Origin of the sequence: Streptomyces sp. NBC_00988, assembly GCF_045162645.1 — a bacterium.
Taxonomy (GTDB): domain Bacteria; phylum Actinomycetota; class Actinomycetes; order Streptomycetales; family Streptomycetaceae; genus Streptomyces.
In genome coordinates this window covers 3,728,630-3,753,740 of the sequence record NZ_CP108730.1, presented here as the reverse complement: position 1 = coordinate 3,753,740, position 25,111 = coordinate 3,728,630, and the positions used below count along the sequence as shown (strand labels likewise).

21 protein-coding genes are annotated in these 25,111 nt (G+C 70.7%); 11 read left to right on the top strand and 10 right to left on the bottom strand.

Annotated elements, in window-relative coordinates; all coding sequences use genetic code 11:
• Positions 1–61: 61 nt before the first annotated feature.
• The 5 genes from OG496_RS17045 (at position 62) to OG496_RS17025 (ending at position 5,559) form a co-directional block, all read left to right on the top strand.
• Complete coding sequence (locus OG496_RS17045; protein ID WP_033283094.1) at positions 62–640, top strand: TerD family protein; 579 nt, start codon at positions 62–64, stop codon at positions 638–640.
• 50 nt (positions 641–690) lie between these two features.
• Positions 691–2,715 (top strand): TerD family protein, encoded by a 2,025-nt coding sequence (locus OG496_RS17040; RefSeq protein ID WP_405971453.1) that lies wholly within the window; start codon positions 691–693, stop codon positions 2,713–2,715.
• Between the two features lie 234 nt (positions 2,716–2,949).
• The gene (locus OG496_RS17035; RefSeq protein WP_366494193.1) at positions 2,950–3,951 is read left to right on the top strand and encodes a TerC family protein; all 1,002 of its coding nucleotides are present in this window, start codon (positions 2,950–2,952) and stop codon (positions 3,949–3,951) included.
• Positions 3,952–4,079: 128 nt separating this feature from the next.
• Positions 4,080–4,394 (top strand): hypothetical protein, encoded by a 315-nt coding sequence (locus OG496_RS17030; protein ID WP_405971452.1) that lies wholly within the window; start codon positions 4,080–4,082, stop codon positions 4,392–4,394.
• Positions 4,395–4,455: 61 nt separating this feature from the next.
• The gene (locus OG496_RS17025; protein WP_399394369.1) at positions 4,456–5,559 is read left to right on the top strand and encodes a calcium:proton antiporter; all 1,104 of its coding nucleotides are present in this window, start codon (positions 4,456–4,458) and stop codon (positions 5,557–5,559) included.
• Positions 5,560–5,659: 100 nt separating this feature from the next.
• On the opposite strand, the gene OG496_RS17020 is transcribed toward OG496_RS17025, so the two are convergent.
• A complete protein-coding gene (locus OG496_RS17020) occupies positions 5,660–6,931 on the bottom strand; it encodes an MFS transporter (RefSeq protein WP_405971451.1) in 1,272 nt (423 codons plus the stop codon).
• A gap of 173 nt (positions 6,932–7,104) precedes the next feature.
• On the opposite strand from OG496_RS17020, the gene aroQ reads away from it, so the two are divergent.
• Positions 7,105–7,578 carry a type II 3-dehydroquinate dehydratase gene (aroQ, locus tag OG496_RS17015; RefSeq protein WP_362983326.1) on the top strand — a complete coding sequence of 158 codons (474 nt, stop codon included), beginning with the start codon at positions 7,105–7,107 and terminating at the stop codon, positions 7,576–7,578.
• Positions 7,579–7,631: 53 nt separating this feature from the next.
• Here aroQ and OG496_RS17010 read toward each other — a convergent pair whose 3' ends face one another.
• From OG496_RS17010 to OG496_RS16990, 5 genes are all read right to left on the bottom strand, one after another.
• Entirely contained in the window at positions 7,632–8,402 is a 771-nt protein-coding gene (locus OG496_RS17010) for an amino acid ABC transporter ATP-binding protein (RefSeq protein WP_405971450.1), read from the bottom strand.
• Positions 8,399–9,316, bottom strand: coding sequence for an amino acid ABC transporter permease (locus OG496_RS17005; RefSeq protein WP_405971449.1), 918 nt, complete (start codon positions 9,314–9,316; stop codon positions 8,399–8,401). The genes OG496_RS17010 and OG496_RS17005 overlap by 4 nt, the downstream gene beginning before the upstream one ends.
• A complete protein-coding gene (locus OG496_RS17000; RefSeq protein WP_405858253.1) occupies positions 9,313–10,197 on the bottom strand; it encodes an ABC transporter substrate-binding protein in 885 nt (294 codons plus the stop codon). The genes OG496_RS17005 and OG496_RS17000 overlap by 4 nt, the downstream gene beginning before the upstream one ends.
• A 305-nt stretch (positions 10,198–10,502) precedes the next feature.
• On the bottom strand, positions 10,503–11,159 hold the full coding sequence (locus OG496_RS16995) for an MBL fold metallo-hydrolase (protein WP_405971448.1): 657 nt from the start codon (positions 11,157–11,159) through the stop codon (positions 10,503–10,505).
• 10 nt (positions 11,160–11,169) lie between these two features.
• Positions 11,170–11,856, bottom strand: a complete 687-nt coding sequence (locus OG496_RS16990) for a maleylpyruvate isomerase family mycothiol-dependent enzyme (protein ID WP_399394364.1) — start codon at positions 11,854–11,856, stop codon at positions 11,170–11,172.
• A gap of 225 nt (positions 11,857–12,081) precedes the next feature.
• On the opposite strand from OG496_RS16990, the gene uvrA reads away from it, so the two are divergent.
• Entirely contained in the window at positions 12,082–15,060 is a 2,979-nt protein-coding gene (gene uvrA, locus OG496_RS16985; RefSeq protein ID WP_405971447.1) for an excinuclease ABC subunit UvrA, read from the top strand.
• A gap of 72 nt (positions 15,061–15,132) precedes the next feature.
• Here uvrA and OG496_RS16980 read toward each other — a convergent pair whose 3' ends face one another.
• Positions 15,133–16,044, bottom strand: a complete 912-nt coding sequence (locus OG496_RS16980; protein ID WP_405971446.1) for a carbohydrate kinase — start codon at positions 16,042–16,044, stop codon at positions 15,133–15,135.
• Positions 16,041–17,090 (bottom strand): LacI family DNA-binding transcriptional regulator, encoded by a 1,050-nt coding sequence (locus tag OG496_RS16975; RefSeq protein ID WP_405971445.1) that lies wholly within the window; start codon positions 17,088–17,090, stop codon positions 16,041–16,043. Before OG496_RS16975 ends, OG496_RS16980 begins: the two co-directional genes overlap by 4 nt.
• A 229-nt stretch (positions 17,091–17,319) precedes the next feature.
• On the opposite strand from OG496_RS16975, the gene OG496_RS16970 reads away from it, so the two are divergent.
• Positions 17,320–17,742: a Rieske 2Fe-2S domain-containing protein gene (locus OG496_RS16970; RefSeq protein ID WP_366494206.1), complete on the top strand. Its 423-nt coding sequence runs from the start codon at positions 17,320–17,322 to the stop codon at positions 17,740–17,742.
• A 27-nt stretch (positions 17,743–17,769) separates the two neighbouring features.
• On the opposite strand, the gene OG496_RS16965 is transcribed toward OG496_RS16970, so the two are convergent.
• On the bottom strand, positions 17,770–18,717 hold the full coding sequence (locus OG496_RS16965) for a hypothetical protein (RefSeq protein WP_405971444.1): 948 nt from the start codon (positions 18,715–18,717) through the stop codon (positions 17,770–17,772).
• A 213-nt stretch (positions 18,718–18,930) separates the two neighbouring features.
• Positions 18,931–19,302: a response regulator gene (locus OG496_RS16960; protein WP_405971443.1), complete on the bottom strand. Its 372-nt coding sequence runs from the start codon at positions 19,300–19,302 to the stop codon at positions 18,931–18,933.
• A 173-nt stretch (positions 19,303–19,475) separates the two neighbouring features.
• On the opposite strand from OG496_RS16960, the gene OG496_RS16955 reads away from it, so the two are divergent.
• The 3 genes from OG496_RS16955 to OG496_RS16945 all read left to right on the top strand — a co-directional run bounded on the left by OG496_RS16955 (position 19,476) and on the right by OG496_RS16945 (position 25,081).
• Entirely contained in the window at positions 19,476–20,876 is a 1,401-nt protein-coding gene (locus tag OG496_RS16955; protein WP_405971442.1) for an ABC transporter substrate-binding protein, read from the top strand.
• 428 nt (positions 20,877–21,304) lie between these two features.
• Positions 21,305–23,935 (top strand): PAS domain S-box protein, encoded by a 2,631-nt coding sequence (locus OG496_RS16950; protein ID WP_405976639.1) that lies wholly within the window; start codon positions 21,305–21,307, stop codon positions 23,933–23,935.
• 474 nt (positions 23,936–24,409) lie between these two features.
• Positions 24,410–25,081 (top strand): response regulator transcription factor, encoded by a 672-nt coding sequence (locus OG496_RS16945; protein ID WP_366494210.1) that lies wholly within the window; start codon positions 24,410–24,412, stop codon positions 25,079–25,081.
• The last annotated feature ends 30 nt before the right edge of the window (positions 25,082–25,111 follow it).

Below are 25,111 nucleotides of genomic sequence, written 5' to 3'. Positions count from 1 at the left end.
TAGGGTTCTGGACATCCGCGGATTCCGTGGCAACAGGGGACAGTTCGAGAGGGGAACAGCCGTGACGGTCAACATGACCAAGGGTCAGGCCATCAGTCTGCAGAAGAACGACGGATCCGGCCTGACCGCGGTGCGCATGGGTCTCGGCTGGCAGGCGGCTCCCCGGCGCGGCCTGTTCGGCTCGCGCACCCGGGAGATCGACCTCGACGCGTCCGCCGTGCTCTTCGCGGACAAGCAGCCCGTCGACGTCGTGTTCTTCCGCCACCTGGTTAGCGACGACGGCTCCGTGCGCCACACCGGTGACAACCTCGTCGGCGGTGTCGGCCAGGGCGGGGACGACGAGGCGATCCTCGTCGACCTCGCGCGCGTGCCGGTCCACATCGACCAGATCGTCTTCACCGTGAACTCCTTCACGGGCCAGACCTTCCAGGAGGTGCAGAACGCGTTCTGCCGCCTGGTCGACGAGACCAACGGCCAGGAGCTGGCCCGCTACACGCTGGCGGGCGGCGGCCAGTACACGGCCCAGATCATGGCGAAGGTGCACCGCACCGGCTCGGGCTGGACGCTGACGGCCCTCGGCACGCCGACCAACGGCCGCACCTTCCAGGACCTGATGCCGGCGATCCTGCCGCACCTGTAGGGCGGCCCGGCGCACACGACACGACACGGCTGAGCAGGGGGACGAGAGCGATGGCAGCCGAGCTGGTGCGAGGGCAGAACCACCCGCTCTCCCAAGTGCGCCTGGAGATCCGGGTCGCGGCCGGCAAGCCGGTCGTGGCCGCCGCCACGCTCGGCGACGAGCACGGCAGGATCCAGGGCGTCGAGTGGGTGGCCCACCCGGGCACACCCACCCTGCCCGGCCTGGAGGTCTCCAAGCAGGCGGCCGCCGACCACCGCCTCGCGGTGGACCTGGGCGCCATGCCGGAGGCCGTGCACCGCGTCAGCGTGCTCCTCGCCCTGCCCCTCGGCGCCGACGGCCCCGCCCGCTTCGGCGCCGTGGCCGCGCCCTTCGTCGCGGTCACCGGCCTCGACGGCACCGAGGTCGCCAGCTACACGATCACCGGCCTGGACGCCGAATCCGCCGTCGTGGCCCTGGAGTTGTACCGCAGGCAGGGCGCCTGGAAGGTACGCGCCGTCGGCCAGGGCTACGCAGGCGGCCTCGCCGAACTCCTCACCGACCAGGGCCTGCCCCAGGCCGCGCACCTCGCGGGCACCATCAACGAAGCGGTGGCCCACGGCCTCGCCCGCTCCGTCGCCGCACCCCCACCGCGCACCCCGGACGGCGACCGCACCCGCCAGACGGCCACACCGGCCCTCGGCCCCGAGGGGAGCGGCCCTACGACACAGGGCGCCCCCGGAGCCGTAGCACCGCAGCCGACGTCTCCGTACGGGACGCAGGGCACCCCGGGGGCCGTGGCGCCGCAGTCCGGATTCCCTGGTTCCGCCGCGCCTGCGGACCCGGCCGCCACTCAGCCCGCCGCCCCCGCCTCCGGTGGGCCGGTCGACTACAGCCACCCGCGTCGGCAGACCGGGGCACCCCCGCAGCCCGCGCCGACCGCGCCTCCGGCTCCGCCCGGGGAGCACGCGCGGCCCGTTGCCGGGGACGCGACCGGGTGGTCGATGGAGGAGCGGCTGTACAACCAGGTGTGGGGGATGTTCGAGGACCTGGCGCGCACCATGGCCGCGTACCGCAGTGCGGTCGACTTCGCGGACTCGCGCATGGAGAAGGAACTCGACCAGGCCCTGTCCGATCCGCGCAGCCGGATCGGTGGTCAGGGGGACGCGGCCCGGGAGGCGGCGCAGGCCAAGCACGCCCAACTCGTCGACCAGGCACGGGCGGCCCTGGACCGGGACCTCGCCCAGCTGGCCGCCGAGTCCGACGTGGTCGAACCCGCGCTTCCGCCGGCGTTCGCGGGCTGGGACAACCCCGTCTGGCACGGCTACCGCGTCCCGATGGAGATCCCGATGGCCGTGCGCCTCGGCGATCTCCACCTCCCGGAGAGCCCCGAGCTGCGCGTCCCGATGCTGGTCCGGCTGCCGTTGGAGCGCGGCCTGTGGATCGACAGCGGTGGCGCGGAGTCCCTGGACGGCTCGTTCACCGACTCGCACGAACTGCGGCGCCTCGCGCTGGACACGGCCGTGGCGCACGCGGCCCGGCTGCTCGCCGTCTATCCGGCGGGCGAGTTCGCCGTGCACGTCATCGACCCGGCCGGTTCGGCGGCGCAGGCGCTGGTCCCGCTGGTGCACACCGGCGTGCTCGCGGCGCCGCCCGCCGTGGGCGCCGCCGGGGTGACGGACGTGCTGACCCGGCTCACCCAGCGGGTGGACCTGGTGCAGATGGCGGTGCGCGGCGGCGCCGCCGACTCGCTGCCGCCCGGCGTCGACACGGCCGAGCAACTGCTGATCGTCAACGACTTCCCGCACGGCTTCGACGACCGGGCCGTGACCCAGCTGCGCTATCTCGCCGACGAGGGCCCGAGCGTCGGTGTCCATCTGATGATGGTCGCGGACCGCGAGGACGCCGCGGGCTACGGTCCGCTGCTCGATCCCCTCTGGCGTTCGCTGATGCGACTCACCCCGCTGCCCGACGACCACCTGGCCGACCCCTGGGTCGGACACGCCTGGACGTACGAGCCCTCGCTCGTGCCGCTCGGAAGCCAGGTGCTGCGGCAGGTGCTGACGGAGGTCGCGACGACCCGCACCAAGTTCAGGTAAAGAGCCGCCACCAGCTCTTTTATCCTTTCTTTGGCAATCGCTTTACCTTTCCTTGGTGGTTGGGGTAGGCTTTTCCGTACGGAGGGGAGTACTCCCTATCTGCTGCGGCGTACCCGTCAATACGGATCAGGCCAGATCCCGGGGCGTCGGCCCTGGGCGCCCGTCCAAGGTGGAAGAGACCTCCGGTAGCGACGACGCTGACCATTTGCCGTTAATACCGCCGGAGGAGCAGTAGTGGATGTTTCCGTGACCCTGTGGGTCCTGACCATCGTGGGGCTGGCGGCCCTCATCGCGGTCGACTTCTTCATCGGCCGCAAGCCGCATGACGTGTCGATCAAGGAAGCCGGAATCTGGACGATCGTCTGGATCGCCCTCGCCGGACTCTTCGGACTCGGCCTGCTCGTCTTCGGGGACGGTCAGGCCGGCGGGGAGTTCTTCGCCGGCTTCATCACCGAGAAGTCGCTGAGCGTCGACAACCTCTTCGTCTTCGTCCTGATCATGGCGAAGTTCGCCGTGCCCTCGCAGTACCAGCAGCGCGTGCTGCTCGTCGGTGTCCTCATAGCCCTGGTCCTGCGGGCCATCTTCATCGCGGCCGGCGCGGCCATCCTCGCCAGCTTCGCGTGGGTCTTCTACATCTTCGGCGCCTTCCTCATCTGGACCGCCTGGAAGCTCATCCAGGAGGCCCGCGCCGACGAGGAGGAAGAGGAGTTCGAGGAGAACAAGCTGCTCAAGGCCGCCGAGCGCCGCTTCGGTGTGGCCGACCGGTACCACGGCACCAAGCTGTGGATCCGGGAGAACGGCAAGCGGGTCATGACCCCGATGCTGGTCGTGATGCTCGCGATCGGTACGACGGACGTGCTGTTCGCGCTCGACTCCATCCCCGCGATCTTCGGCCTGACCCAGGACCCGTACATCGTGTTCACGGCCAACGCCTTCGCCCTGATGGGCCTCAGGCAGCTGTACTTCCTCATCGGTGGCCTGCTGAAGAAGCTGGTCCACCTCAGCTACGGCCTGTCGGTGATCCTCGGCTTCATCGGCGTCAAGCTCGTGCTGCACGCACTGCACGAGTCCGGCGTCCATGTCCCGGAGATCTCCATCCCGGTCTCGCTGGGCGTGATCTGCGCGGTCCTGGTCGTCACCACGATCACCAGCCTGATGGCCAACAAGAAGACGGCGGCGGCCGAGGCGGCGCGGAAGGGGACCGAAGGCGCTCCGAAGGACAGCATCGACGCCTGACCGCGTCCGACGTAGGAACAACGATCACCGGGAGCACCGCACGATGAATTGCCGACCACCGCTCCCGGTGCTTCGTTGGATACCGAGCGCGACCGGTCAGGGAGCGCCACGGCCGCGTGGAGGTATCCATGGACGTATCGAAGAAGTTCGTGCAGATCGTCGACTTCGAGACCGACCGCTTCGACGAGATGCAGGCGGTGGCCGAGGAGGCGGACAAGCGGATGGCCGGCCGTGCCGGCGGGCCGACGCACCGCCTCGTCCTGCGGGACCGGAACAATCCCGGCCATGTCCTCGTCGTGATCGAGTTCGACTCGTACGAGGACGCCATGCGCAACAGCCAGGAACCCGAGACCGGCAAAATGGCCGAGCAGATGGCCGCGTTGTGTACCAGGCCGCCGTCGTTCACCGACTGCGACGTACTGGACATGACCGAGTTCAAGTAGCGCCGTACGGGCCCCGCGCCGCCGGAGTGCGGGGCCCGTACGCCTCTGCGAGGATCGCTTCATGATCACTCGGCTCAGGTCGCTCACCACTCAGTGGACGACCCTCGTACCGGTGCTCGCGGCCGTCCTGTTGATCTTCACCTGGGGGCGCAAGGATCTGCCCGCCGTGGTCGTCGCCCTGGTGACCCTGGTCCTCGCCGGCGCCGTGCTGGCCGCGGTGCACCACGCCGAGGTGATCGCCCACCGTGTCGGAGAACCCTTCGGCTCCCTCGTCCTCGCCGTCGCCGTGACGATCATCGAGGTCGCCCTGATCGTCACCCTGATGGCCGATGGCGGCGACAAGAGCTCGACGCTCGCCAGGGACACCGTCTTCGCGGCCGTCATGATCACCTGCAACGGCATCGTCGGCCTGGTCCTCATCGTCGCCTCGCTGCGCCACGGCACGGCGGTCTTCAACCCCGAGGGGACCGGCGCCGCCCTCGCCACCGTGGCGACCCTGGCCACGCTCAGCCTGGTCCTGCCGACCTTCACCACCAGCAAGCCGGGCCCGGAGTTCTCCGGCGCCCAGCTCACCTTCGCGGCGCTCTCCTCACTCGCCCTGTACGGCCTCTTCGTGGCCACGCAGACCGTGCGGCACCGCGACTACTTCCTGCCGGTCTCCCGGCAGGGCGAGGCGATCACCAAGGACCACCACGCGGACGCGCCGTCCGCCCGCACCGCCCTGATCAGTCTGGGCCTGCTGGGCCTCGCCCTGATCGGCGTGGTCGGACTGGCCAAGGGCGTCTCGCCGACCATCGAGTCCGGCGTCGAGGCGGCCGGGCTGCACCACGCGGTCGTCGGTGTGATCATCGCGCTGCTCGTGCTGCTCCCCGAGACCATCGCCGCCCTGCGGTCCGCCCGCCGCGACCGGGTGCAGACCAGCCTCAACCTCGCGCTCGGCTCCGCGATGGCCAGCATCGGCCTCACCATCCCCGCCGTCGCCCTCGCGTCCATCTGGCTCTCCGGCCCGCTCGTCCTCGGCCTCGGCTCCACGCACATGGTGCTGCTCGCCCTGACGATCGTGGTGAGTTCGCTGACGGTGGTACCGGGCCGGGCGACACCGCTCCAGGGCGGAGTCCATCTGGTGCTGTTCGCGGCGTACTTGGAGCTGGCGATCAATCCGTAGCGCGCGGAGTTCCGCAGCGTGAGGCGTTCCGGACGGCACGTAAACGCTTGCGCAAGCCTTTACGTCTCCCGCTGCCTTACGTCCCCTGCCGCGCGAGCCCTCACCCGGTGACCGGCTCCGCGGCCACCGCCCCCACCGGCCGGGTCTCCGGCAGCAGCGCGAAGCAGCCCAGGCTGAACAGGGCGACCCCCGTCAGATAGGCGCCCACACCCCAGGGGACGCGCCCGCTGTGCTCGGCGAGTGCCGTCGCCACGATCGGGGTGAGCGCGCCGCCGAGGACCCCGCCGAGGTTGTAGCCGACGGCGGCACCCGTGCAGCGCACCCGCGGCTCGTACAGCTCCGGCAGATACGCGCCGAGCACGGCGAACATCGTCACGAACGCGAGCAGCGCCCCGAGGAACCCGAGGAACATCAGCAGCGGCGCACCCGTGGCGAGCAGCGCGACCATCGGGAACATCCACAGCGCGGCGGCCGTGCACCCCAGCAGACACAGTGGACGGCGCCCATAACGGTCGCTCAGCAGCGCCACCAGCGGCGTGAGCGAGCCCTTCACCACCACGGCGGCCATGATGCAGGCCAGCATCTCCGTACGCCCGACCCCGAGTCGCTCCGTGCCGTAGGCGAGGGACCAGGTCGTCACCGCGTAGAAGACGGCGTACCCCACCGACAGCGCCCCGGCGGTCAGCAGCACCAACCGCCAGTGCTCGCGCACGACTTCGGCGAGCGGCACACGCGCGTGGTCGTCGATTTCGAGGAACCGGGGGCTCTCGGCGAGCGACGAGCGCAGCCACAGCCCACCGAGGGCCAGCACCCCGGCCACCCAGAACGGCACCCGCCAGCCCCACTGCGCGAACTGCGCGTCCGTCAGTGTGGCCGACAGCGCCAGCATCACACCGTTGGCCAGCAGGAACCCCACCGCGGGCCCGGCTTGCGGAAAGCTCGACCACAGCCCCCGCCGCCCGGCCGGCGCGTGCTCGGCGGTCAGCAGCACTGCCCCGCCCCACTCTCCGCCGAGCCCCAGGCCCTGCAGAAAACGCAGCACCAGAAGGAGCACGGGAGCGGCCACCCCGATCGAGCCGTACGACGGTACGCAGCCGACCGCGACCGTCGAGGCGCCGGTCAGCAGCAGCGAGGCGACGAGGACCGGCCGCCGTCCGCGCCGGTCCCCGAAGTGCCCGAACAGGATCGAGCCCAGCGGGCGCGCCACGAAACCCACACCGAACGTCCCGAAGGCGGCCAGCGTCCCCGCCACCGGCGAGAACGTCGGGAAGAACAGGGGCCCGAGAACCAGGGCCGCCGCCGTGCCGTAGACGAAGAAGTCGTAGAACTCGATCGCGGTGCCGGCGAGCGAGGCGGCCGCGAGGCGCAGCATGGAAGGGGGTCTTACGGTGCGTACATCGTGCATGCCGCGTCAACTACCCACAGTGAGCAACGGTTACGGGGGCGTGCGGTGGTGCGGAGGGGTCGTGATAGACCGGTTCCGAGCAGCGGCCGTCGACCGGCGGCCCCGCCTGCGACGACATGTCCGAACGGACCGGAGGAACCGTGCCCCGCACCCTGGCCAACGCCCCGATCATGATCCTCAACGGCCCCAACCTGAACCTCCTGGGCCAGCGTCAGCCGGAGATCTACGGCTCCGACACGCTCGCCGACGTCGAGGCGCTGTGCGTCAAGGCGGCGGCCGGGCACGGCGGCACGGTGGACTTCCGGCAGTCCAACCACGAGGGCGAACTGGTCGACTGGATCCACGAGGCGCGCCTCAACCACTGCGGCATCGTGATCAACCCGGGGGCGTACTCGCACACCTCCGTCGCCATCCTGGATGCCCTCAACACCTGTGACGGGCTACCGGTGTTGGAGGTCCACATCTCCAACATCCACCAGCGCGAGTCGTTCCGGCACCACTCGTACGTCTCGCTGCGTGCCGACGGTGTCATCGCGGGATGCGGAGTGCAGGGGTACGTGTTCGGCGTGGAGCGCGTCGCCGCGCTGGCGGGCGCGGGGAAGGCCGACGCGTAAGCACCGGCCTCCAGGCGTACGCCTCTTACAGACCACCAGTTACAGACGCCCCGTCACAGACGGCCCGCCTCCACGATCCGTCGCAGGAAGCGCTGCGTGCGCTCCTGCTGCGGGTCGCCGAAGATCTGCTGGGCCGTGCCGCGCTCCAGGACCACGCCTCCGTCCAGGAAGCACACCTGGTCGGCGACGTCCCGGGCGAAGCCCATCTCGTGCGTGGCCAGCACCATGGTCATGCCCTCGTCCTTCAAGTCCCGCACCACGGCGAGCACTTCACCGACCAGCTCGGGGTCGAGCGCGGCGGTGATCTCGTCGAAGAGCAGCAGCCGGGGACGTACGGCCAGGGCGCGCACGATCGCCACCCGCTGCTGCTGACCACCGCTCAGCCGGTCCGGGTAGGCGCCCGCCTTGTCCCCGAGCCCGAGCCGCTCCAGCAGCTCACGCGCGTGTGCCTCGGCCTCCGCGCGGGACACGCCGTGCACCCGGCGAGGGGCCAGGGTGATGTTCTCCAGGACCGTCATGTGCGGGAACAGGTTGTACGCCTGGAACACCACGCCGATACGGCGCCGTATCGCGTCCGGGTCGACGCGCGGGTCGGTGATCTCCTCGCCGTCCAGCCAGATCGCGCCGTCGTCGATGTCCTCCAAGAGGTTCGCGCACCGCAACAGTGTCGACTTGCCGGAGCCGGAGGCGCCGATCAGCGCCGTCACGGTGTGCGGAGGGACCTCCAGGTCGACGTCCCGCAGGACGACCGACGTACCGAAGGTCTTGCGGACGGACTCCATGCGCAGCACGGGAGAAGCGGCGGAGATGTCGTCGGTGCTCATGTCGTGCCTCCCTGGGCGCGCTGCCGGTCCATCCGCGCGGTCACCCAGTCCGTGAAGCGGGTCATCGGGATGGTCAGCGCCACGAAGACGAGCCCCGCGACGATGTACGGCGTGTAGTTCAGGGCGCGCTGCGCGATGATGTCGGACGCCCGTACGGCGTCGATCGCACCGCCGATGGACACGAGCCCGGTGTCCTTCTGGAGGGACACGAGATCGTTCAACAAAGGCGGCACCTGCCGGCGTACGGCCTGGGGGAGTACCACATGCCGCAGCGCCTGCCGGTTGCTCAGGCCCAGCGAGCGGGCCGCGGCGCGCTGCGAGGGGTGCACGGACTCGATGCCCGCGCGGAACACCTCGGCGACGTATGCCGAGTACGTCAGAGTCAGCGCCGCACCGCCCAGCCATACCGGGTCGACGGTCACGCCCTGGAGGCGCAGAGCGGGCACTCCGAAGACCACGATCATCAGGTTGATGATCAGCGGCAGCCCCCGGAAGAAGTCCGTGTACGCGGCCGCCAGCACCCGCAGGGGGAAGAACACCGGCCCGCGCAGGGTGCGCGCGATGGCGATCAGCATGCCCAGGACGAGCACCAGGACGCCGCAGATCAGCAGCAGCCGGATGTTCAGCCAGAGCCCTTCGAGGACCTTGGGGAACGCCTCGCGCGCGTAGTGCCCGTCGAAGAAGGTCTCCTTGGTGCGTTCCCAGCCCGGCGCGCTGACCACGACCACGTACAGGACGACGGCCGTGACCAGGGTCGACACCGCGGCGATGGCGGTCGCGCGACGGGCACGCGTGCGCTTGTGACGCTCGCGGTCCAGGCGCCGCTGCGAGGGGACGTACGTGTCGCCCCCGCCGGGCATGTCGCCCTTGTCGTCAGCGGCCTCCCGGCCGGAGTCGTCCTTCACCACGGTCACTTGAGGACCGGGGCGTCGACGGCGTCGGAGAGCCACTGCTTCTCCAGCGCGGCCAGCGTGCCGTCCTTGCGGAGCGCGTCCACGGCCGACGACACGCACGACGTGAGGTCGCTGCCCTTGTCGAGGACGAGCCCGAACTGCTCGGGTGTGCCGCCCTGGTTCTCGAACTGGCCGACGATCTTGGCGTTGGTCACCTCGGCCGAGGTGATGTAGAAGGCGGTCGGCAGGTCGACGACGATGGCGTCGACCTGGCCGTTCTTGAGTGCGGAGACGGCCTGGTCGTTCTTGGAGAACGCGGCCTCCTGCTGCGTCGGCTTCACCACGTCGCTGATGTAGTTCAGGCTCGTGGTGCCGACCTGGGCGCCCAGCTTGAGGCCCTTCAGGCCCGCGATGCTCGTCGCCTTGGCGGCCTTGCCGCCCTTGAGCGCGATGACGGCCTGACGCACGTCGTAGTAGCCGGACGAGAAGTCGACGGCCTTCTTGCGCTCGGTGCTGATCGACACCTGGTTGATGTCGAAGTCGAAGGTCTTCACGCCGGGCGCGAAGGCCTTGTTGAAGGGGACGCTCTGCCAGACGACGGCGCTCTTGGCGTAGCCGAGCTGCTTCGCCACGGCGTACGCGACCGCCGACTCGAAGCCCTTGCCGTTGGCGGGCTTGTCGTCCTCGAACCACGGCTCGTACGCCGGCTCGTCCGTCGCGATCGTCAGCTTGCCGGAGGTCTGGGTGGCCAACTTGCCCTTGGCGCAGGTGGTCGCGGTCGAACCGGAGGCCTGGTCGGAGGCCTTGTCCTCCGGCTGCGGAGCACAGCCGACGGCGGTGGCGAGCAGGGCTACGGTTGCGGCGGATATCGCGCGGCGCAGTACGCGAGGGGCAAGATGCATGGCGGGAGAGTGACAGTCGGACGTCCTGATTGTCCAGGTCACAGCCCCGAATGTCCGCATAGTGGGAACACTTGTTGCGCTCTTGTGAACAGCACCTGTGGGACGCCGATTCCGGCCCGCTCGCCGGGGCCGCCGGTCGAGGGCGGGGAACGATGGACCGGCGGCCCGTCCGCGCAGGAGCCGTCGTCCTGAGCGGGGCTGCTTTCAGTCGACCGCGCAACCACGTGCGGGGGGAGCGCGTGCGGGACACCGGCGCGTGCGAAGGATTCACACGGGGCGCGCACGCGCCGGTTCCTGCCGGACTGTCACCACCCGCGCGCGTGCCACTCCGGCAGGTGCGGGCGCTCCGCGCCCAGCGTCGTGTCGTTGCCGTGTCCCGGGTAGACCCAGGTCTCGTCCGGGAGCGCGTCGAAGATCTTCGTCTCGACGTCGTGGATCAGACTGGCGAACGCCTCGGGGTCCTTGCGGGTGTTGCCCACACCGCCCGGGAACAGGCAGTCCCCGGTGAACACATGAGGGTGCCCGTGCGGGTCGTCGTAGACGAGCGCGATCGAGCCCGGCGTGTGGCCCACGAGGTGACGCGCGGTCAGCTCGACCTGCCCCACTCGGATTGTGTCGCCGTCGCCGACCAGGACGTCCGTCGGCACCGGGATGCCGTCGGCGTCCTCGCGGCCCGCGTACGTACGCGGGCGCGTGGCCGTCACGACCTCCGCGAGCGCCTGCCAGTGGTCGCCGTGCTGGTGGGTGGTGACGACGGACGCGATGCCGTCCTCGCCGATCGTGCCGAGCAGGGTCTCCGCGTCGTTGGCCGCGTCGATCAGCAACTGCTCGTCCGTGGCCCGACAGCGCAGCAGATAGGCGTTGTTGTTCATGGGTCCGACCGCGATCTTGGTGATCATCAGGTCCGTGAGCTCGTGCACATCCGCCGGTCCGCCGACCGTCACCTCACCGCTGTACGTCATGGCCGTCACCCTATAGCGGGGGCAGCGTCGGCAAGGAGCCCCCGTCGACCGTCAGGCCTGACCCGTCACGGCGTCCGCAGAGCCAGCCGAGCAGAGCCGCCGGGCTGCCGGTGACGGTGAGTTCGGGCTTCTCGGCGGACCGGCCCGTGCTCCACGCGTGCGTGCCGTCGGTGAGGTGGGTCGACGGTACGTCCGGGTGCCCGTCGAACCGCTCGACCAGGAAGGCGATCTCCCGCTGGGTGAACTCCTCCGGCAGATCCTCCAGCTCGTACCCGGTCCCCAGGTCCACGTGGTGCAGCTCCACCTCGGCCCAGCGCCGGAACGGGATCCGGGACGCGGAGTCGACGACCCCGTTGCGCAGCTCCACGGTGCGTGACCAGTCCGCGGGAGCGGCACCCGCGTCCTGGAAACGGGCCCCGCTCTCGCGCACGTCGGCGAGCTGGACGTCCAGGGGCCGAGGAGCGTCGCGCTCGATGTCGGAATCGCGGACGCTCGCCGTCGCGTACATGGGGAGCCCCTCCAGGACGTTCACGAGAGCGTCCGCGTTCCGGGCGAGGTGGGCGAGGACGTGACCGCGGCTCCAGCCGGGAAGCCGTGACGGCTCGGCCACGGAAGCGTTGTCCAGAGCGGCGGCAGCGGTGAGCACTCGCTCGGTCGCATCACGTACAGAGGCCAGGTCATGAGCGTGATCAATCATGCTGCTGACCCTAGTCCCGCCACACCTTTGGGTGAAGGTGGTGAAGCAGTGCCGTAAATCGAATGCACGTGCTATATCGTCGGGTGCGGCGTCGGGCATGCTGGAAGGCCGGAGGTTGTTATGCCTCGGCCGGGATTCCGACCGGCGTTGTCAGTGGCTCCCCCTAGTCTGAGAACGACGGGGGCCCCGCCCCTGTCACTTCTCTCAAGAAAGGTGCGGACCGGCGTGGCCGACCGTCTCATCGTCCGTGGCGCGCGCGAGCACAATCTGAAGAATGTCTCGCTCGACCTTCCACGCGACTCGCTCATCGTTTTCACGGGCCTGTCCGGGTCGGGCAAGTCCTCCCTGGCCTTCGACACGATCTTCGCCGAGGGTCAGCGGCGCTACGTGGAATCGCTCTCCTCGTACGCCCGTCAGTTCCTCGGCCAGATGGACAAGCCGGACGTCGACTTCATCGAGGGTCTCTCCCCGGCCGTCTCCATCGACCAGAAGTCGACCTCGCGCAACCCGCGCTCGACGGTCGGCACCATCACCGAGGTCTACGACTACCTGCGCCTGCTCTTCGCGCGCATCGGCAAGCCGCACTGCCCCGAGTGCGGCCGGCCCATCTCGCGCCAGTCGCCGCAGGCCGTCGTCGACAAGGTCCTGGCGCTGCCCGAGGGAAGCCGCTTCCAGGTCCTGTCGCCGCTGGTGCGCGAGCGCAAGGGCGAGTTCGTCGACCTGTTCGCGGACCTCCAGACCAAGGGCTACAGCCGCGCGCGCGTGGACGGCGAGACCATCCAGCTCTCCGAGCCGCCCACCCTGAAGAAGCAGGAGAAGCACACCATCGAGGTGGTCATCGACCGCCTCACGGTGAAGGACTCCGCCAAGCGCCGCCTCACCGACTCCGTCGAGACCGCCCTCGGCCTGTCGGGCGGCATGATCGTGCTCGACTTCGTCGACCTCCCCGAGGACGACCCCGAGCGCGAGCGCATGTACTCGGAGCACCTGTACTGCCCGTACGACGACCTGTCCTTCGAGGAGCTGGAGCCCCGCTCCTTCTCCTTCAACTCGCCCTTCGGCGCCTGCCCCGAGTGCTCCGGCATCGGCACGCGCATGGAGGTCGACGCCGAGCTGATCGTCCCGGACGAGGACAAGTCCCTGGACGAGGGCGCCATCCACCCGTGGTCGCACGGCCACACCAAGGACTACTTCAGCCGTCTCATCGGTGCCCTCGCGGACGCGCTGGGCTTCCGGACGGACATCCCGTTCGCGGGTCTCCCGCAGCGCGCCAAGAAGGCCCTGCTGTACGGCCACAAGACGCAGATCGAGGTCCGGTACCGGAACAGGTACGGACGCGAGCGGGTCTACACGACGCCTTTCGAAGGCGCCGTCCCCTTCGTGAAGCGGCGGCACGGCGAGGCCGAGAGCGACGCCAGCAGGGAGCGCTTCGAGGGCTACATGCGCGAGGTGCCCTGCCCCACCTGTCACGGCACGCGCCTGAAGCCCGTCGTCCTCGCGGTCACGATCATGGACAAGTCGATCGCCGAGATCTCCGGGATGTCGATCAGCGACTGCGCGGAGTTCCTGGGCGGCATGAAGCTCGACGCCCGCGACAAGAAGATCGCCGAGCGCGTGCTGAAGGAGTGCAACGAGAGGCTGCGCTTCCTGGTCGACGTCGGCCTCGACTACCTCTCGCTGAACCGCGCGGCCGGCACCCTCTCCGGCGGCGAGGCCCAGCGCATCCGCCTGGCCACCCAGATCGGCTCCGGACTCGTAGGTGTCCTGTACGTCCTCGACGAGCCGTCCATCGGCCTGCACCAGCGCGACAACCACCGGCTGATCGAGACCCTGGTCCGGCTGCGCGACATGGGCAACACGCTCATCGTCGTCGAGCACGACGAGGACACCATCAAGGTCGCCGACTGGATCGTCGACATCGGCCCCGGCGCGGGCGAGCACGGCGGCAAGGTCGTGCACAGCGGCTCCCTGAAGGAGCTGCTCGCCAACGACGAGTCGATGACCGGGCAGTACCTGTCCGGGAAGAAGGCCATCCCGCTGCCCGACATCCGGCGCCCGCTCGACCCCACCCGCCGGCTCACGGTGCACGGCGCCCGGGAGAACAACCTCCAGGACATCGACGTCTCGTTCCCCCTGGGCGTCTTCACCGCGGTCACCGGCGTCTCCGGCTCCGGCAAGTCGACCCTGGTCAACGACATCCTGTACACGCACCTGGCCCGCGAGCTGAACGGCGCGAGGAACGTGCCGGGACGCCACACGCGCGTGGACGGCGACGACCTCGTCGACAAGGTCGTGCACGTCGACCAGTCACCCATCGGCCGCACCCCCCGGTCCAACCCGGCGACGTACACCGGAGTCTTCGACCACGTCCGCAAGCTGTTCGCGGAGACGACCGAGGCGAAGGTGCGGGGCTATCTGCCCGGCCGCTTCTCCTTCAACGTCAAGGGCGGCCGCTGCGAGAACTGCGCGGGCGACGGCACCATCAAGATCGAGATGAACTTCCTGCCGGACGTCTACGTCCCGTGCGAGGTGTGCCACGGCGCCCGCTACAACCGGGAGACGCTGGACGTCCACTACAAGGGCAAGTCCATCGCCGACGTCCTGAACATGCCGATCGAGGAGGCCACGGAGTTCTTCGAGGCGGTCCCCGGGATCGCCCGCCACCTCAACACCCTCAAGGACGTCGGCCTCGGCTACGTCCGGCTCGGCCAGTCCGCGACCACCCTGTCCGGCGGTGAGGCACAGCGCGTCAAGCTCGCCAGCGAGCTCCAGCGCCGCTCCACCGGCCGTACGGTCTACGTCCTGGACGAGCCGACCACCGGCCTGCACTTCGAGGACATCAGCAAGCTCCTCACCGTGCTCGGCGGTCTGGTCGACAAGGGCAACACGGTCATCGTCATCGAGCACAACCTCGACGTGATCAAGGTCGCCGACTGGGTCGTCGACATGGGCCCCGAAGGCGGCGCCGGCGGCGGTCTGGTCATCGCCGAGGGCACCCCGGAGCAGGTCGCCGCGGTAGGAGCCAGCCACACCGGCAAGTTCCTGCGCGAGATCCTCGACGCCGACCGGATCAGCGACGGAGCCCCGGTGAAGGCCCCGCGCAAGACGGCCGCCAAGAAGACCGCGGCGGTCGCGGCGAAGAAGTCCGTGCCCGCCAAGAAGGCCACGCCCGCGAAGAAGACGACGCGAGCCCGCAAGGCCTGACCGGCAGCGAGCACGCGCGTGTGGCGCCCTGCGGGAACTTCCCCGCCGGGCGCCACATTCGCTCAACAGCGTCTAGAGACCGCCCAGTTCAGAGGCATACGGCGGTTCCGCACCCGCCCGTGAGCACGTGATCGCTGCCGCCCGCGCCGCGAGCCGCAGCAGCTGGGTCCAGCCGTCGCGGCCCAGGACGGCCATCCCCTCCGCGGACAGCGCGTTCCGGGCGGACAGACCGTGCAGCAGGGCCGCGTTGACGGTGTCACCGGCGCCGATCGTGTCCACGACGTCGACCTTCTCGCCCGGTACCGGGTACACCGTGCCGTCCTGGGTGAACGCGGCGAGGCCGTCACCGCCCTGGGTGATCACGACGGCCGAGGGGCCGGCGTCCAGCCACTCGCGCGGGGTGCCGCCCAGCCACAGCGCGTCCTCCTCGGACAGCTTGAGGAGCGACACGTACGGCAGCCAGCTCTTGAAGCGCGCCCGGTAGGCGTCCGCGTCGGGGATCAGGCCCGCCCGGATGTTCGGGTCGAGCAGGGTGAACACGCCCTGCGCGAACGCGGTCCGCATCAGCTCCTCGTAGGCAGTCGCGCCCGGCTCCAGGACGAGCGAACAGGTGCCGAAGGACACCGCCTCGGTCTCCGCGGGCAGCGCCGCGGGCACCGTGAAGAGCCGGTCGGCGGTGCCGTCGACGTAGAAGGAGTACGTGGCCGAGCCGTGCGCGTCGAGCGTGGCGACCGCGAGGGTGGTCGGCTCCTGGCCGCGCTGTACGTCCAGGACGTCCACGTCGGCCTGCCGCAGCCCGGCGAGGAGGGCCTCGCCGAACGCGTCGTCGGAGACGCGGGAGCAGAAGGCGGTGGGGGAGCCGAGGCGGCCGAGGGCGACGGCGGTGTTGTACGGGCCGCCGCCGAGCGCCGGCTTCAGGGCGGCGAGGGCTCCCGTGCCCTGCGGCACCAGATCGATCAGGGCCTCACCGGCTACGACGATCACGAGATGTTTCCCTTCTGGGACTGTTCGGACGGGTCGGGGCAGCCGCAGGACGTGCGGTGGACGAAGGTGCAGGGGAGCCGCAGGACGCGGGCGGGCCGGTCCGGCGAGGCGAGGCGGTCCAGCAGCAGCCGTACGGCCTGGGCGCCGATCTCCTTGCTGGGCTGGGCGATCGCGGTGAGCCGGGGCTCGAACAGGTCGGCCCAGGTGAAGTCGTCGAAGCAGCACAGCGCGAGGTCGCCGGGGACGGACAGGCCTCGCTCGCGCAGGGCGCGCAGGGCGCCGATGGTCATCGCGTTGTTGGCGGTGACCAGGGCCGTGGGCGGGGTGGCGAGGGACAGCAGCTTCTCGGTGGCCCGCTCGGCGGCGGCCGACTCGGAGTCGCCGTGCGTCAACAGCCGTTCGTCGTACGGGAGTCCGGCGGCGGCGAGGCCGTTCCGGTATCCCGCGATCCGCTCGCCGGTGGTGCTGAGCCCGGGCAGGCCCGCGACGAGGCCGATGCGGCGGTGGCCGAGTCCGGCGAGGTGCGTGACGAGGTGGGCCGTCGGTTCGACGTTCTCGGCGCACACCTGGTCGACGGGGGGCGCGTCGTCCGAGGGCGCGTCGATCACCCGGTCGAGGAACACCGTCGGTACGGCGTGCCGGCCGAGGTAGGCGACCAGGGCGTCCGGAGCCGCCGACGGCGCGACGATCATGCCGTCCACCCGGCGCTCGTGCAGGAGTTGGACGACCGTGCGCTCGTGCTCCGGGTCGTCGTGCGGGTCGGCGATGAGCAGGCTGTAGCCCTGTTCCAGGGCGCCGGCCTCGACGCCCTGGAGGATCTCCGTGAAGTACGGGTTGCTGATCGCCGACACCGCGAGGCCGATGGAGCGGGTGCGGGACGTGACCAGGGAGCGGGCGAGGGTGTTGGGGGTGTAGCCCAGTTCCTCGATCGCGGTCAGCACGGCCTGCCGGGTGCCGGGCAGCACCGGACGGGTGTCGTTCAGGACGTGCGAGACGGTCGCGACGGACACACCGGCGCTCCGTGCGACGTCGACCATGGTGGCCATCGAGGGTCCCCCTCCCCGAGGTACGGCGAGCCTTGAGATGCGGCGAGCCTTCTGGCCGGGAACGTATCTCATTCGCCGCCCGACGTAAACGCTTGCGCAAACGTTTACGTACCGTGAGCGCCCGTCCGGTGAACCCACCTCAAAGCGGGCGGAACGCCACGGGTATCGTCGCCGTGCACCGCCCCTTGAACAGCCCGAACACCCCGAACGAGAACAGCTGGAGACCCCCATGCCCGGCCGCCCCGCCCCGAGCCGTCGTACCGTCCTGCGGGGCGCGGCCCTCACGCCCGTCGCCGGGCTCGGACTCAGCGCCTGTTCGGGCGGTGGCTCGGGGGCCGCGGCGACCCCGACCGCGCCCGTGGAGCTCGGCGCGGAGAGCGAGGTCGCCAAGGGGAGCGCCAAGCTGTACCGCGATCAGAATGTCGTCGTCAGTCGGGCGGCGAACGGCACCCTCAAGGCGTACAGCACGATCTGCACGCACGCGCAGTGCCCCATCAACAAGCTGGACGGGACGACACTCATCTGCCCGTGCCACGGCAGTCAGTTCGACGCCATGACCGGCAAGGTGGTGCAGTCGCCGGCCACCGAGCCGTTGCAGGCGCTGAAGGTGACGGCCGAGAACGGGAAGATCGTCGCGGGGCCGGCCGCCTGATCCTCAGGGCGTCCGGGCCCCGGCGGCTCACTCCCAGTCCCAGCCGATCCCCACGATCCCCGACCGCATCCGCGGCTCCACGAGGTGCACCGAGTGGTGCCCTCCGGCCAGCCGCAGTTCCTGGCGGCCGCTGCGCGGGGCCGCCGCCGAGTGCTGGGTGAAGCGGTGGCAGCGCACCGGCAGCGCGTTCTCGTCGAAGCGCACCTGGAGCGCGTACTGGCCGCCCGCGGTACCGAAGTCACGGACGTACTCGCGGGAGACGCCGGCGGTGCCGTCCTCGACGCCGTAGCGGAAGAGGAACGTATCTCCGGAGCGCAACCGGGTGCCGAAGAGGAGCTCGGCGACCAGCATGCCGGTCTCGTGGTGGCGGCGGACGCGGCCCGTGCGGCAGTTCTCCAGGGCGTGCACGGTCATGCGGTCCGGGGCGCAGCCGGGGTCTCCGTAGTGGACCGCTATGAAGCGGTCGATGCCGTCCCGGTGGGCGCGGACGATGTGGTGCGACTCGCGGCCGACCAGCTCGCGGTGCGCCCCGATGCGCACGCGCTCGTGGTGCCCCAGGGTGTGCAGGCCGCTGTCGAGCGAGGCCTCCAGCTCGGCCAGCAGCTGTTCCAGGACTCCGGAGGCCTCGACGAAGGAGCGGTACGAGCGGGCCGCCGGGCGCTGTGCCACGGCGCGTTCCTCGGCCTCGGCGAGCAGCCGGATCAGGGACTCCTCCGGGAGCTGGAGGATCTCCTCCAGCGCCCGTACAGCCCGCAGCGACTCGGGGCGCTGCGGGCGGCGGGCGCCCTGCTGCCAGTAACTCAGGCTGGTGACACCGACCTTGACCCCGTAGCGCGTCAGGTGGTGCTGGACGCGTTGCAGCGGCAGTCCGCGGGCGGCGATGGCGGCGCGCAGCGCGACATGGAAGGGGCCGCCGCGCAGGGCCGAGTCCAGTTCCGCGGTGGCGACGTCCGCCTGCTGTGTGGCGTGCGGCATGCAGGGGCCCTTTCTGTGAATGTTCACAACGGCTGGTCAGGCCGTTCACGCGAGTTGCTTCGGGGCCCCCGTCGGCGCCGGAGAAGGGTCTTCACATCCGTACGCCGTCGTTCACGCCCCGAGTTCCCCCGCATTGAAGCGTGTTGACCAAGTCCCGACAACACCTGTCGCCCATCAGGCATATGTGACCTGGCCGAGTCGCGGTGGGTGCGCTCACGGTGGTGCGTGCGGCCCGTCGTCGCCCAGCACGTCCCTGATCGCCCGCGCGGACACGGCCGACTTGTGCAGGAAGCCGTGTGCGGGGCTGGCGGCGATGAGTTCCTGGAAGTCCTCCCGGGAGTGGGTCGAGATGAGGATCACCGCCGGTACGTCGCCCACCAGCCGGCGCGCGACGTCGAAGCCGTTCTCGCCGTCGAGGTCGAGATCGACCAGGACGACGTCGGGGGCCTTTTCCCGGGCCTGGGAGAGGGCGTCCGCGCCCGTCGAGGCGATGCCGACGACTTCCACCCCGTCACGTTCCAGCAGGGCGCGAGCCGCCTCCAGGAACCGGGCGCTGTCATCGACGAGGAGACAGCGCAGCGACATGTGCCCAGCTTGCCAAGCGGTGGTCGGCCGCGCCTTCCAGCTAGCCGGAAAGTGCTGAAGTCCCGTGCCGTGAACGGAGGTTCCCGTGTACGCAGGGCGATGGGGACGCGACGGGCGGTAGCATGACGGCGCCCTGGGGGAGACCACGTCGTCCGGTCGAGTGGGGGTGTGCCATGAACGGAACGAGCGCCACGCGCGCGTGGACCGGCAGCCGCAGGTTCCGCCGGGTCCGCGGAACCCTGGTCCCCTGGGTGGTGTGCGCGGCCCTGCTGCTGGCCGCGTGCGACGGCGGCGGGAGCGACGCCAAGGGGGCGAGCGCGCCCCCGAAGGACACCACCTGCGACGGGAAGATCCACGGCACCGCGCACATCACCGTTTGGTACCACGCGGGCCCCAGCGGCGAGTTCACCACGCTGCAGAACCAGGTGAAGCAGTTCAACCGGCAGCAGAAGCAGGTGCGGGTCGAGCTGGTCACCCTTCCGGAGGACCGCGCCTACACCGCCCTGGTGCTGTCGGCGGCGGCCAGCGGCGACCTGCCCGACCTCCTGGACTTCGACGGCCCGAACCTCTACAGCTACGCCTGGTCGGGCAAGCTCCGGCCGATCGATTCCTGTGTGCCCGCGAGCGTCCGCGCCGACCTGTTGCCGACGATCCGTCAACAGGGCACCTACGCGGGCAGGTTGTGGGGCATCGGCACCTTCGACTCGGGCATGGGCCTGTATGTGCGCAAGTCCGTCATGAAGAAGGCCGGGATACGCATCCCGACGGGCCCCAAGGACGCCTGGACGGCCACTGAACTGACGGGCATCCTGCGCAAGTTGCGCACCCAGGGCTACAAGGCGCCGCTCGACCTGCGGCTCGTCTACTCGCAGCCGGGCCAGGAGTGGAACACCTACGGCTTCGCACCCGCCGTGTGGTCGGCGGGCGGCGACCTCGTCGAGCCCAAGAACTTCAGTACCGCCAACGGCTATGTGAACGGCCCCGGTTCGGTCAAGGCGCTCACCGACATGCAGAACTGGGCCAAGGCGGGGCTCATCGACATGGTCAAGGACGACAAGGCGTTCGTCAGCGGCCGCAGCGCGATCTCCTGGTGCGGGCACTGGACCTATCCGGAGTTCAACAAGGCCTTCCCCGGGGATGTCGCGATCGTCCCGTTGCCCGACTTCGGCCAGGGGACCGTCACCGGCATGGGGTCCTTCCAGTGGGGCGTCCCGGCGGGCAACGCGGACGGTGACGCCGTGTGGCGCTTCCTGTCCTTCCTGCTCCGGCCCGCCCAGGTGCACCGGATGACCGTGGCCAACGGGGCGATCCCGGCGACCGAGAGCGGGATCAAGCTCTCGCCGCAGTACGCGCCCGGCGGCCCCGAGCACCTCTTCATCGAGCAACTCCGGGACGGAGTGGCCCGCCCCAGGCCCCAGACGCCCGCCTACCCGGCGATCACCGACGCCTTCTCCCGGGCCTTCGCGAAGATCATCTTCAACCGGGCGCCGGTCAAGGCAACCCTCGACCAGGCCGCCAAGAAGATCGACGACGACCTCGCGGCACACGACGACTATCCGCCGAACACGCCGTGAGGCCGGGTGCTGCGGGTATGGCGAAAACGGGCGCCACGCGTGTGTGCCCAACACGGGTCCCCCGCGCGTGTGCCCGACACGGGCCCTCCGCGTGTGCGCCCGACTTCGAGGACCCGGTCCTCCCCAATGCCCTGACGATCATGGCCGGTTGGGGGCAGGCTGGGCACGTGACCGACCACCATCGAAACTCCCCACCCCCGGGCCGCTGAGAGCCCGCCGTGCGTCGCCCCCTGTCCCCGGGCCCGCTCCGTAGGCTGTTCGCAGGGCTCCGCCCCGAGCCCGACCTCGCCACGCTCACCGCGCTCCCGGAGCTGCGCAGCAGGCGCTCCGACCGCCCCGCCCGGCGCGGCCCCCGTAGTCGGCGCCCGCGGGCCGGTGCCGCCCTCCGGATCCCCTTCCTCGCCCGGCTGCGCGTCGGGCGCAAGCTGATGCTCCTGGTGCTGCTCCCGGTGACCGGCATGCTGGCGTTCACGGTGTTCGGCGCCGTCACCCAGTGGCGCGAGGCGCAGACGATGCGGGATTTCCGTACGGCGACCGCGCTGTCGTTCAGGACCACCGCGCTGACCGACGCCATCGCCAGGGAGCGCATCGCCGCCGTTAAGGCCCGGCTGCGTCCCGGAGCGGCGACTCTGAAGGAACGCTCCGGTGCGCAGCACGCCACCGACCACGCCCTGAACGCGGCTCTCCTGGGCGCGACCGGCTGGACCGGGCCGCCCGATGTGGCGGGCCGGCTCGACGCGCGGAATCGTCAACTGCACGCCCTGCGGCTCCAGTCGGGGACCGGTTCGCTCACCGCGCCCCAACTCGCCGACCAGTACGGCACGATCGAGGACGACCTCCTGGAGCTGGCCGCCACCCTGGAGTCCGGCCGGCCGACCCGCACCTCCGGGCAGGCGGCCGACGCCCACATCGCGCTCCTGAACGCCATCGAGGCCGCCGAACGCGAACGCGCCGAACTGGCCGTGCTGTTCGACACCCCCGACGCCCCGCACGCCACCGCCACGGACCGCTGGTCGGCCCTGGAGAAGGCCCTCCTGGACGACTTCGACCAGACCGCGTCCGCCGGCCTCAAGAGCAGGCTCTACGTCGTCCTCCTCCAGCACCCCGGCCTCGTCGTCCGCACGACCCGCGAGACCCTCGCCGACCCGCACGCCCGGCGCAACGCCTGGCCCACGTACGCCGGTTGGCTGACCGCGTCGACCCAGCGCATCGAGGCACTGCGCGGCATCCAGCACCAGGCCGCCGCCGAACTGGGCGATGACGCCGCGCACGATCTCGACACCGCACGCACGCGTGAGGCACGCGACCCCAGCGTGTCGCTGGCCGTCCTGGCCGCCGTCACCATGCTCGCGCTGACCCTGCGGCTGTCGATCACCCGCCCCCTCAGCGAGGTCTCCGCGGGCGCCCGCGCGCTCTCCGAGGGGGACCTGTCGTACGACATCCGGTACGCGGGCCGGGACGAACTCGGCGCCGTCGCCGACACGTTCCGCGAACTGCGGGTCACCACCGAACGGCTCGCCGGCGAGATCAACACCATGAACACGGCGATCGACGACAACCGGCTCGGCCACCGCGCGGACGTCGCCGCGTTCGAGGGGACCTGGGCGCAGCTGCTCGGCGGCATGAACGGCACCATGGCGTCCTTCGCCGCCGCGCACGGGCGGCGCGACAAGGCCGAGCAGGAGCTGGCGAGCATCTTCCACCTCTCCCTCGACCTGTTGTGCATCGCGGGACTCGACGGCTACTTCAAGCGCGTGAACCCCGCCTTCGAGCGGACCCTCGGCCACTCCGCCGACGCACTCCTGGGCAGACCCTGGCTGGAGTTCGTGCACCCTGAGGACCGGGCACGCACGCGTGCCGTCCTCGACCGGCTGGCGAGCGGCGTCGAACTGGCCGAGTTCGAGAACCGCTTCGTCCGCGACGACGGCACCGAACGCTGGCTCCAGTGGAGCGCCCGCCCGGTCACCGCGGACGGCCTGATCTACGGTGCCGCGCGCGACGTCACCGAGAGCCGCCGCGCCGCCCGCGAACAGACCGCGCTGCGCCGGGTCGCCACCCTCGTCGCGCGCGGGGTGCCACCGCACGAGGTGTTCTCCGAAGTCGCCGACCAGGTGGGCAAGGTCCTGAGCAGCGGCTCCGCCGCGGTCCTGCGCTACGGCGCCGACGGGGCCGCCACCGTACTGGGTTCCGCCCGCGGGCCCGTCGCCGAGGCCGAGACGGCCGCCGCGGCTGAGGTGGCGCGCACCGCTCGCCCCGCGCGCGTGGGCCGCTCCGTGGGCGCCCCCATCGTCGTGGACGACCGGCTGTGGGGTGTCGTCGTCGCGGCCGCCGCCGGAACCGAACCGCTGCCCCCGGGCACCGAGTCCCGGCTCGCCGACTTCACCGAACTCGTCGCCACCGCCCTCGCCAACGCCGACAGCCGCGACCAGCTCACCGCGTCACGCGCGCGTGTGGTGGCCGCCGGGGACGCCTCAAGACGCCGTATCGAACGCGATCTGCACGACGGCGTCCAACAGCGGCTCGTCTCGCTCCAACTCGACCTCAGAATGGCCCAGTCGATGCTGGACGAGCAGCCGGAGGAACTCGCCGAGCAGCTGGACCACATCGCCAAGGGCCTGGACGACACCTTCGCCGACCTGTTGCAGGTCGCGCGCGGCATCCACCCCGCGATCCTCTCCAAGGGCGGCCTGGGCCCGGCCCTGCGCGCACTCGCCCGCCGCTCGGCCGTCCCCGTGGAACTCGACCTGCGCCTGCCCGTCGGCCGCCTCCCGGAGCGGATCGAGGTAGCCGTCTACTACGTGACCTCCGAGTGCCTCACCAACGCCGTCAAGCACGCGCGCGCGAGCTTCGTGGCGGTGTCGGCGCGGGTCGAGGACGACGTCCTGGAGGTGACGATCGCCGACGACGGAGTGGGCGGCGCCGACCTCGGGCACGGCTCCGGGCTCATCGGACTCGTCGACCGCGTCGAGGCGATCGGCGGCAAGCTGCACGTCGCCAGCCCACCAGGGGAGGGCACAACTCTCGTCGTACGACTGCCGCTTCCCCGAACGGAGGGGTGACCGCCCGAGGCGTACGCGATGGGGGTCCAGGTCGGGGGAGCCGTGGACTCGGTGACGTCGCGTACGCGTCGGGCGGTCTTTTCGGACGGAGAGGCAGCCGTCCGGCTCTAGGGGTGCTCCGAGGTTCCGGCACGTAGATGCTTGGCGCGGACCACGTCGGGGTCCCGCGGGTCCAGGAGGTCCTTCAGGGACCGCGTGTCGTCCTCGTACGGGCGGACACGGACCGACCGCCGTCGTCTGTCCGCCCGTGTCCGCCGCATCTCCCGCAGCCCTTCCGACGTTCCGGCCCGGGGCCCGTCGCCTCTCGCCCGGGTGACCGGTCCGCCCGTATCCGCACTCCTACGAGAATCGCCCGGACACGCCCCCGTGTCGTCACGGCCACCCCCCAATTCCCTTACCCGCTAGCCGTACCCGACCCGGTCCGGCAGGCTGTGCGTGGCGCACCGCACCGGTCGGGCAAGGGGAGCCGTGACGATGGACGCATCGCAGCAGACGGCGCGGGGACGGGTCGTCCTCGCCGACGACGACGTCCTGCTCAGGGAGGGTCTCGCGAGCCTGTGCGAACGCCTGGGCTACGAGGTCGCGGGCCAGGCCGGCGACGCCGTACGGCTGCTGGAACTGGTCGACGCCGAGGGGCCCGATCTCGCGATCGTCGACATCAGGATGCCGCCCGACCACTCCACCGAGGGCCTGAAGGCAGCCCGGACGATCCGGGAGCGCCACCCCGACACCGGCATCCTCGTGCTGTCGGCGTTCGTCGAGGTCGAGGAGGCCCTGGAACTGCTGGCCGGCGGGCACAAGGTCGGATATCTCCTCAAGAGCCGGATCACGGTCGTCGACGAGTTCGTCGAGGCCCTCGACCGCATCCACAAGGGCGGCTCGGTCGTCGACCCCTCCCTGGTGCACGAGCTGTTCTCGGCGCAGCGCCGCGACGACCCGCTGTCCTTCCTCAGCACCCGTGAGCGCGAGGTCCTGGCGCTGATGGCGGAGGGCCGCTCCAACGCCGGCATCGGCCGCCGGCTGTGGGTCACCGAAGGCACCGTCGAGAAGCACGTCCGCAGCATCCTGGGCAAACTCCGCCTTCCGGAAGCCGCCGACGACCACCGCCGTGTCCTGGCGGTTCTCACGTTTCTGGAGTCCCGCTAGGAGGACCGGCAGGACATCCGACCATCGTTC

Excerpts from the sequence above, each read along its gene's own strand:
- OG496_RS17040 (WP_405971453.1), top strand. The coding sequence starts at position 691 with ATGGCAGCCGAGCTGGTGCGAGGGCAGAACCACCCGCTCTCCCAAGTG.
- OG496_RS17030 (WP_405971452.1), top strand. The coding sequence starts at position 4,080 with ATGGACGTATCGAAGAAGTTCGTGCAGATCGTCGACTTCGAGACCGAC.
- OG496_RS17025 (WP_399394369.1), top strand. The coding sequence starts at position 4,456 with ATGATCACTCGGCTCAGGTCGCTCACCACTCAGTGGACGACCCTCGTA.
- OG496_RS17020 (WP_405971451.1), bottom strand. The coding sequence starts at position 6,931 with ATGCTGCGCCTCGCGGCCGCCTCGCTCGCCGGCACCGCGATCGAGTTC.
- OG496_RS17010 (WP_405971450.1), bottom strand. The coding sequence starts at position 8,402 with ATGAGCACCGACGACATCTCCGCCGCTTCTCCCGTGCTGCGCATGGAG.
- OG496_RS17000 (WP_405858253.1), bottom strand. The coding sequence starts at position 10,197 with ATGCATCTTGCCCCTCGCGTACTGCGCCGCGCGATATCCGCCGCAACC.
- OG496_RS16995 (WP_405971448.1), bottom strand. The coding sequence starts at position 11,159 with ATGACGTACAGCGGTGAGGTGACGGTCGGCGGACCGGCGGATGTGCAC.
- OG496_RS16990 (WP_399394364.1), bottom strand. The coding sequence starts at position 11,856 with ATGATTGATCACGCTCATGACCTGGCCTCTGTACGTGATGCGACCGAG.
- OG496_RS16975 (WP_405971445.1), bottom strand. The coding sequence starts at position 17,090 with ATGGCCACCATGGTCGACGTCGCACGGAGCGCCGGTGTGTCCGTCGCG.
- OG496_RS16970 (WP_366494206.1), top strand. The coding sequence starts at position 17,320 with ATGCCCGGCCGCCCCGCCCCGAGCCGTCGTACCGTCCTGCGGGGCGCG.
- OG496_RS16965 (WP_405971444.1), bottom strand. The coding sequence starts at position 18,717 with ATGCCGCACGCCACACAGCAGGCGGACGTCGCCACCGCGGAACTGGAC.
- OG496_RS16960 (WP_405971443.1), bottom strand. The coding sequence starts at position 19,302 with ATGTCGCTGCGCTGTCTCCTCGTCGATGACAGCGCCCGGTTCCTGGAG.
- OG496_RS16955 (WP_405971442.1), top strand. The coding sequence starts at position 19,476 with ATGAACGGAACGAGCGCCACGCGCGCGTGGACCGGCAGCCGCAGGTTC.
- OG496_RS16950 (WP_405976639.1), top strand. The coding sequence starts at position 21,305 with ATGCTCCTGGTGCTGCTCCCGGTGACCGGCATGCTGGCGTTCACGGTG.
- OG496_RS16945 (WP_366494210.1), top strand. The coding sequence starts at position 24,410 with ATGGACGCATCGCAGCAGACGGCGCGGGGACGGGTCGTCCTCGCCGAC.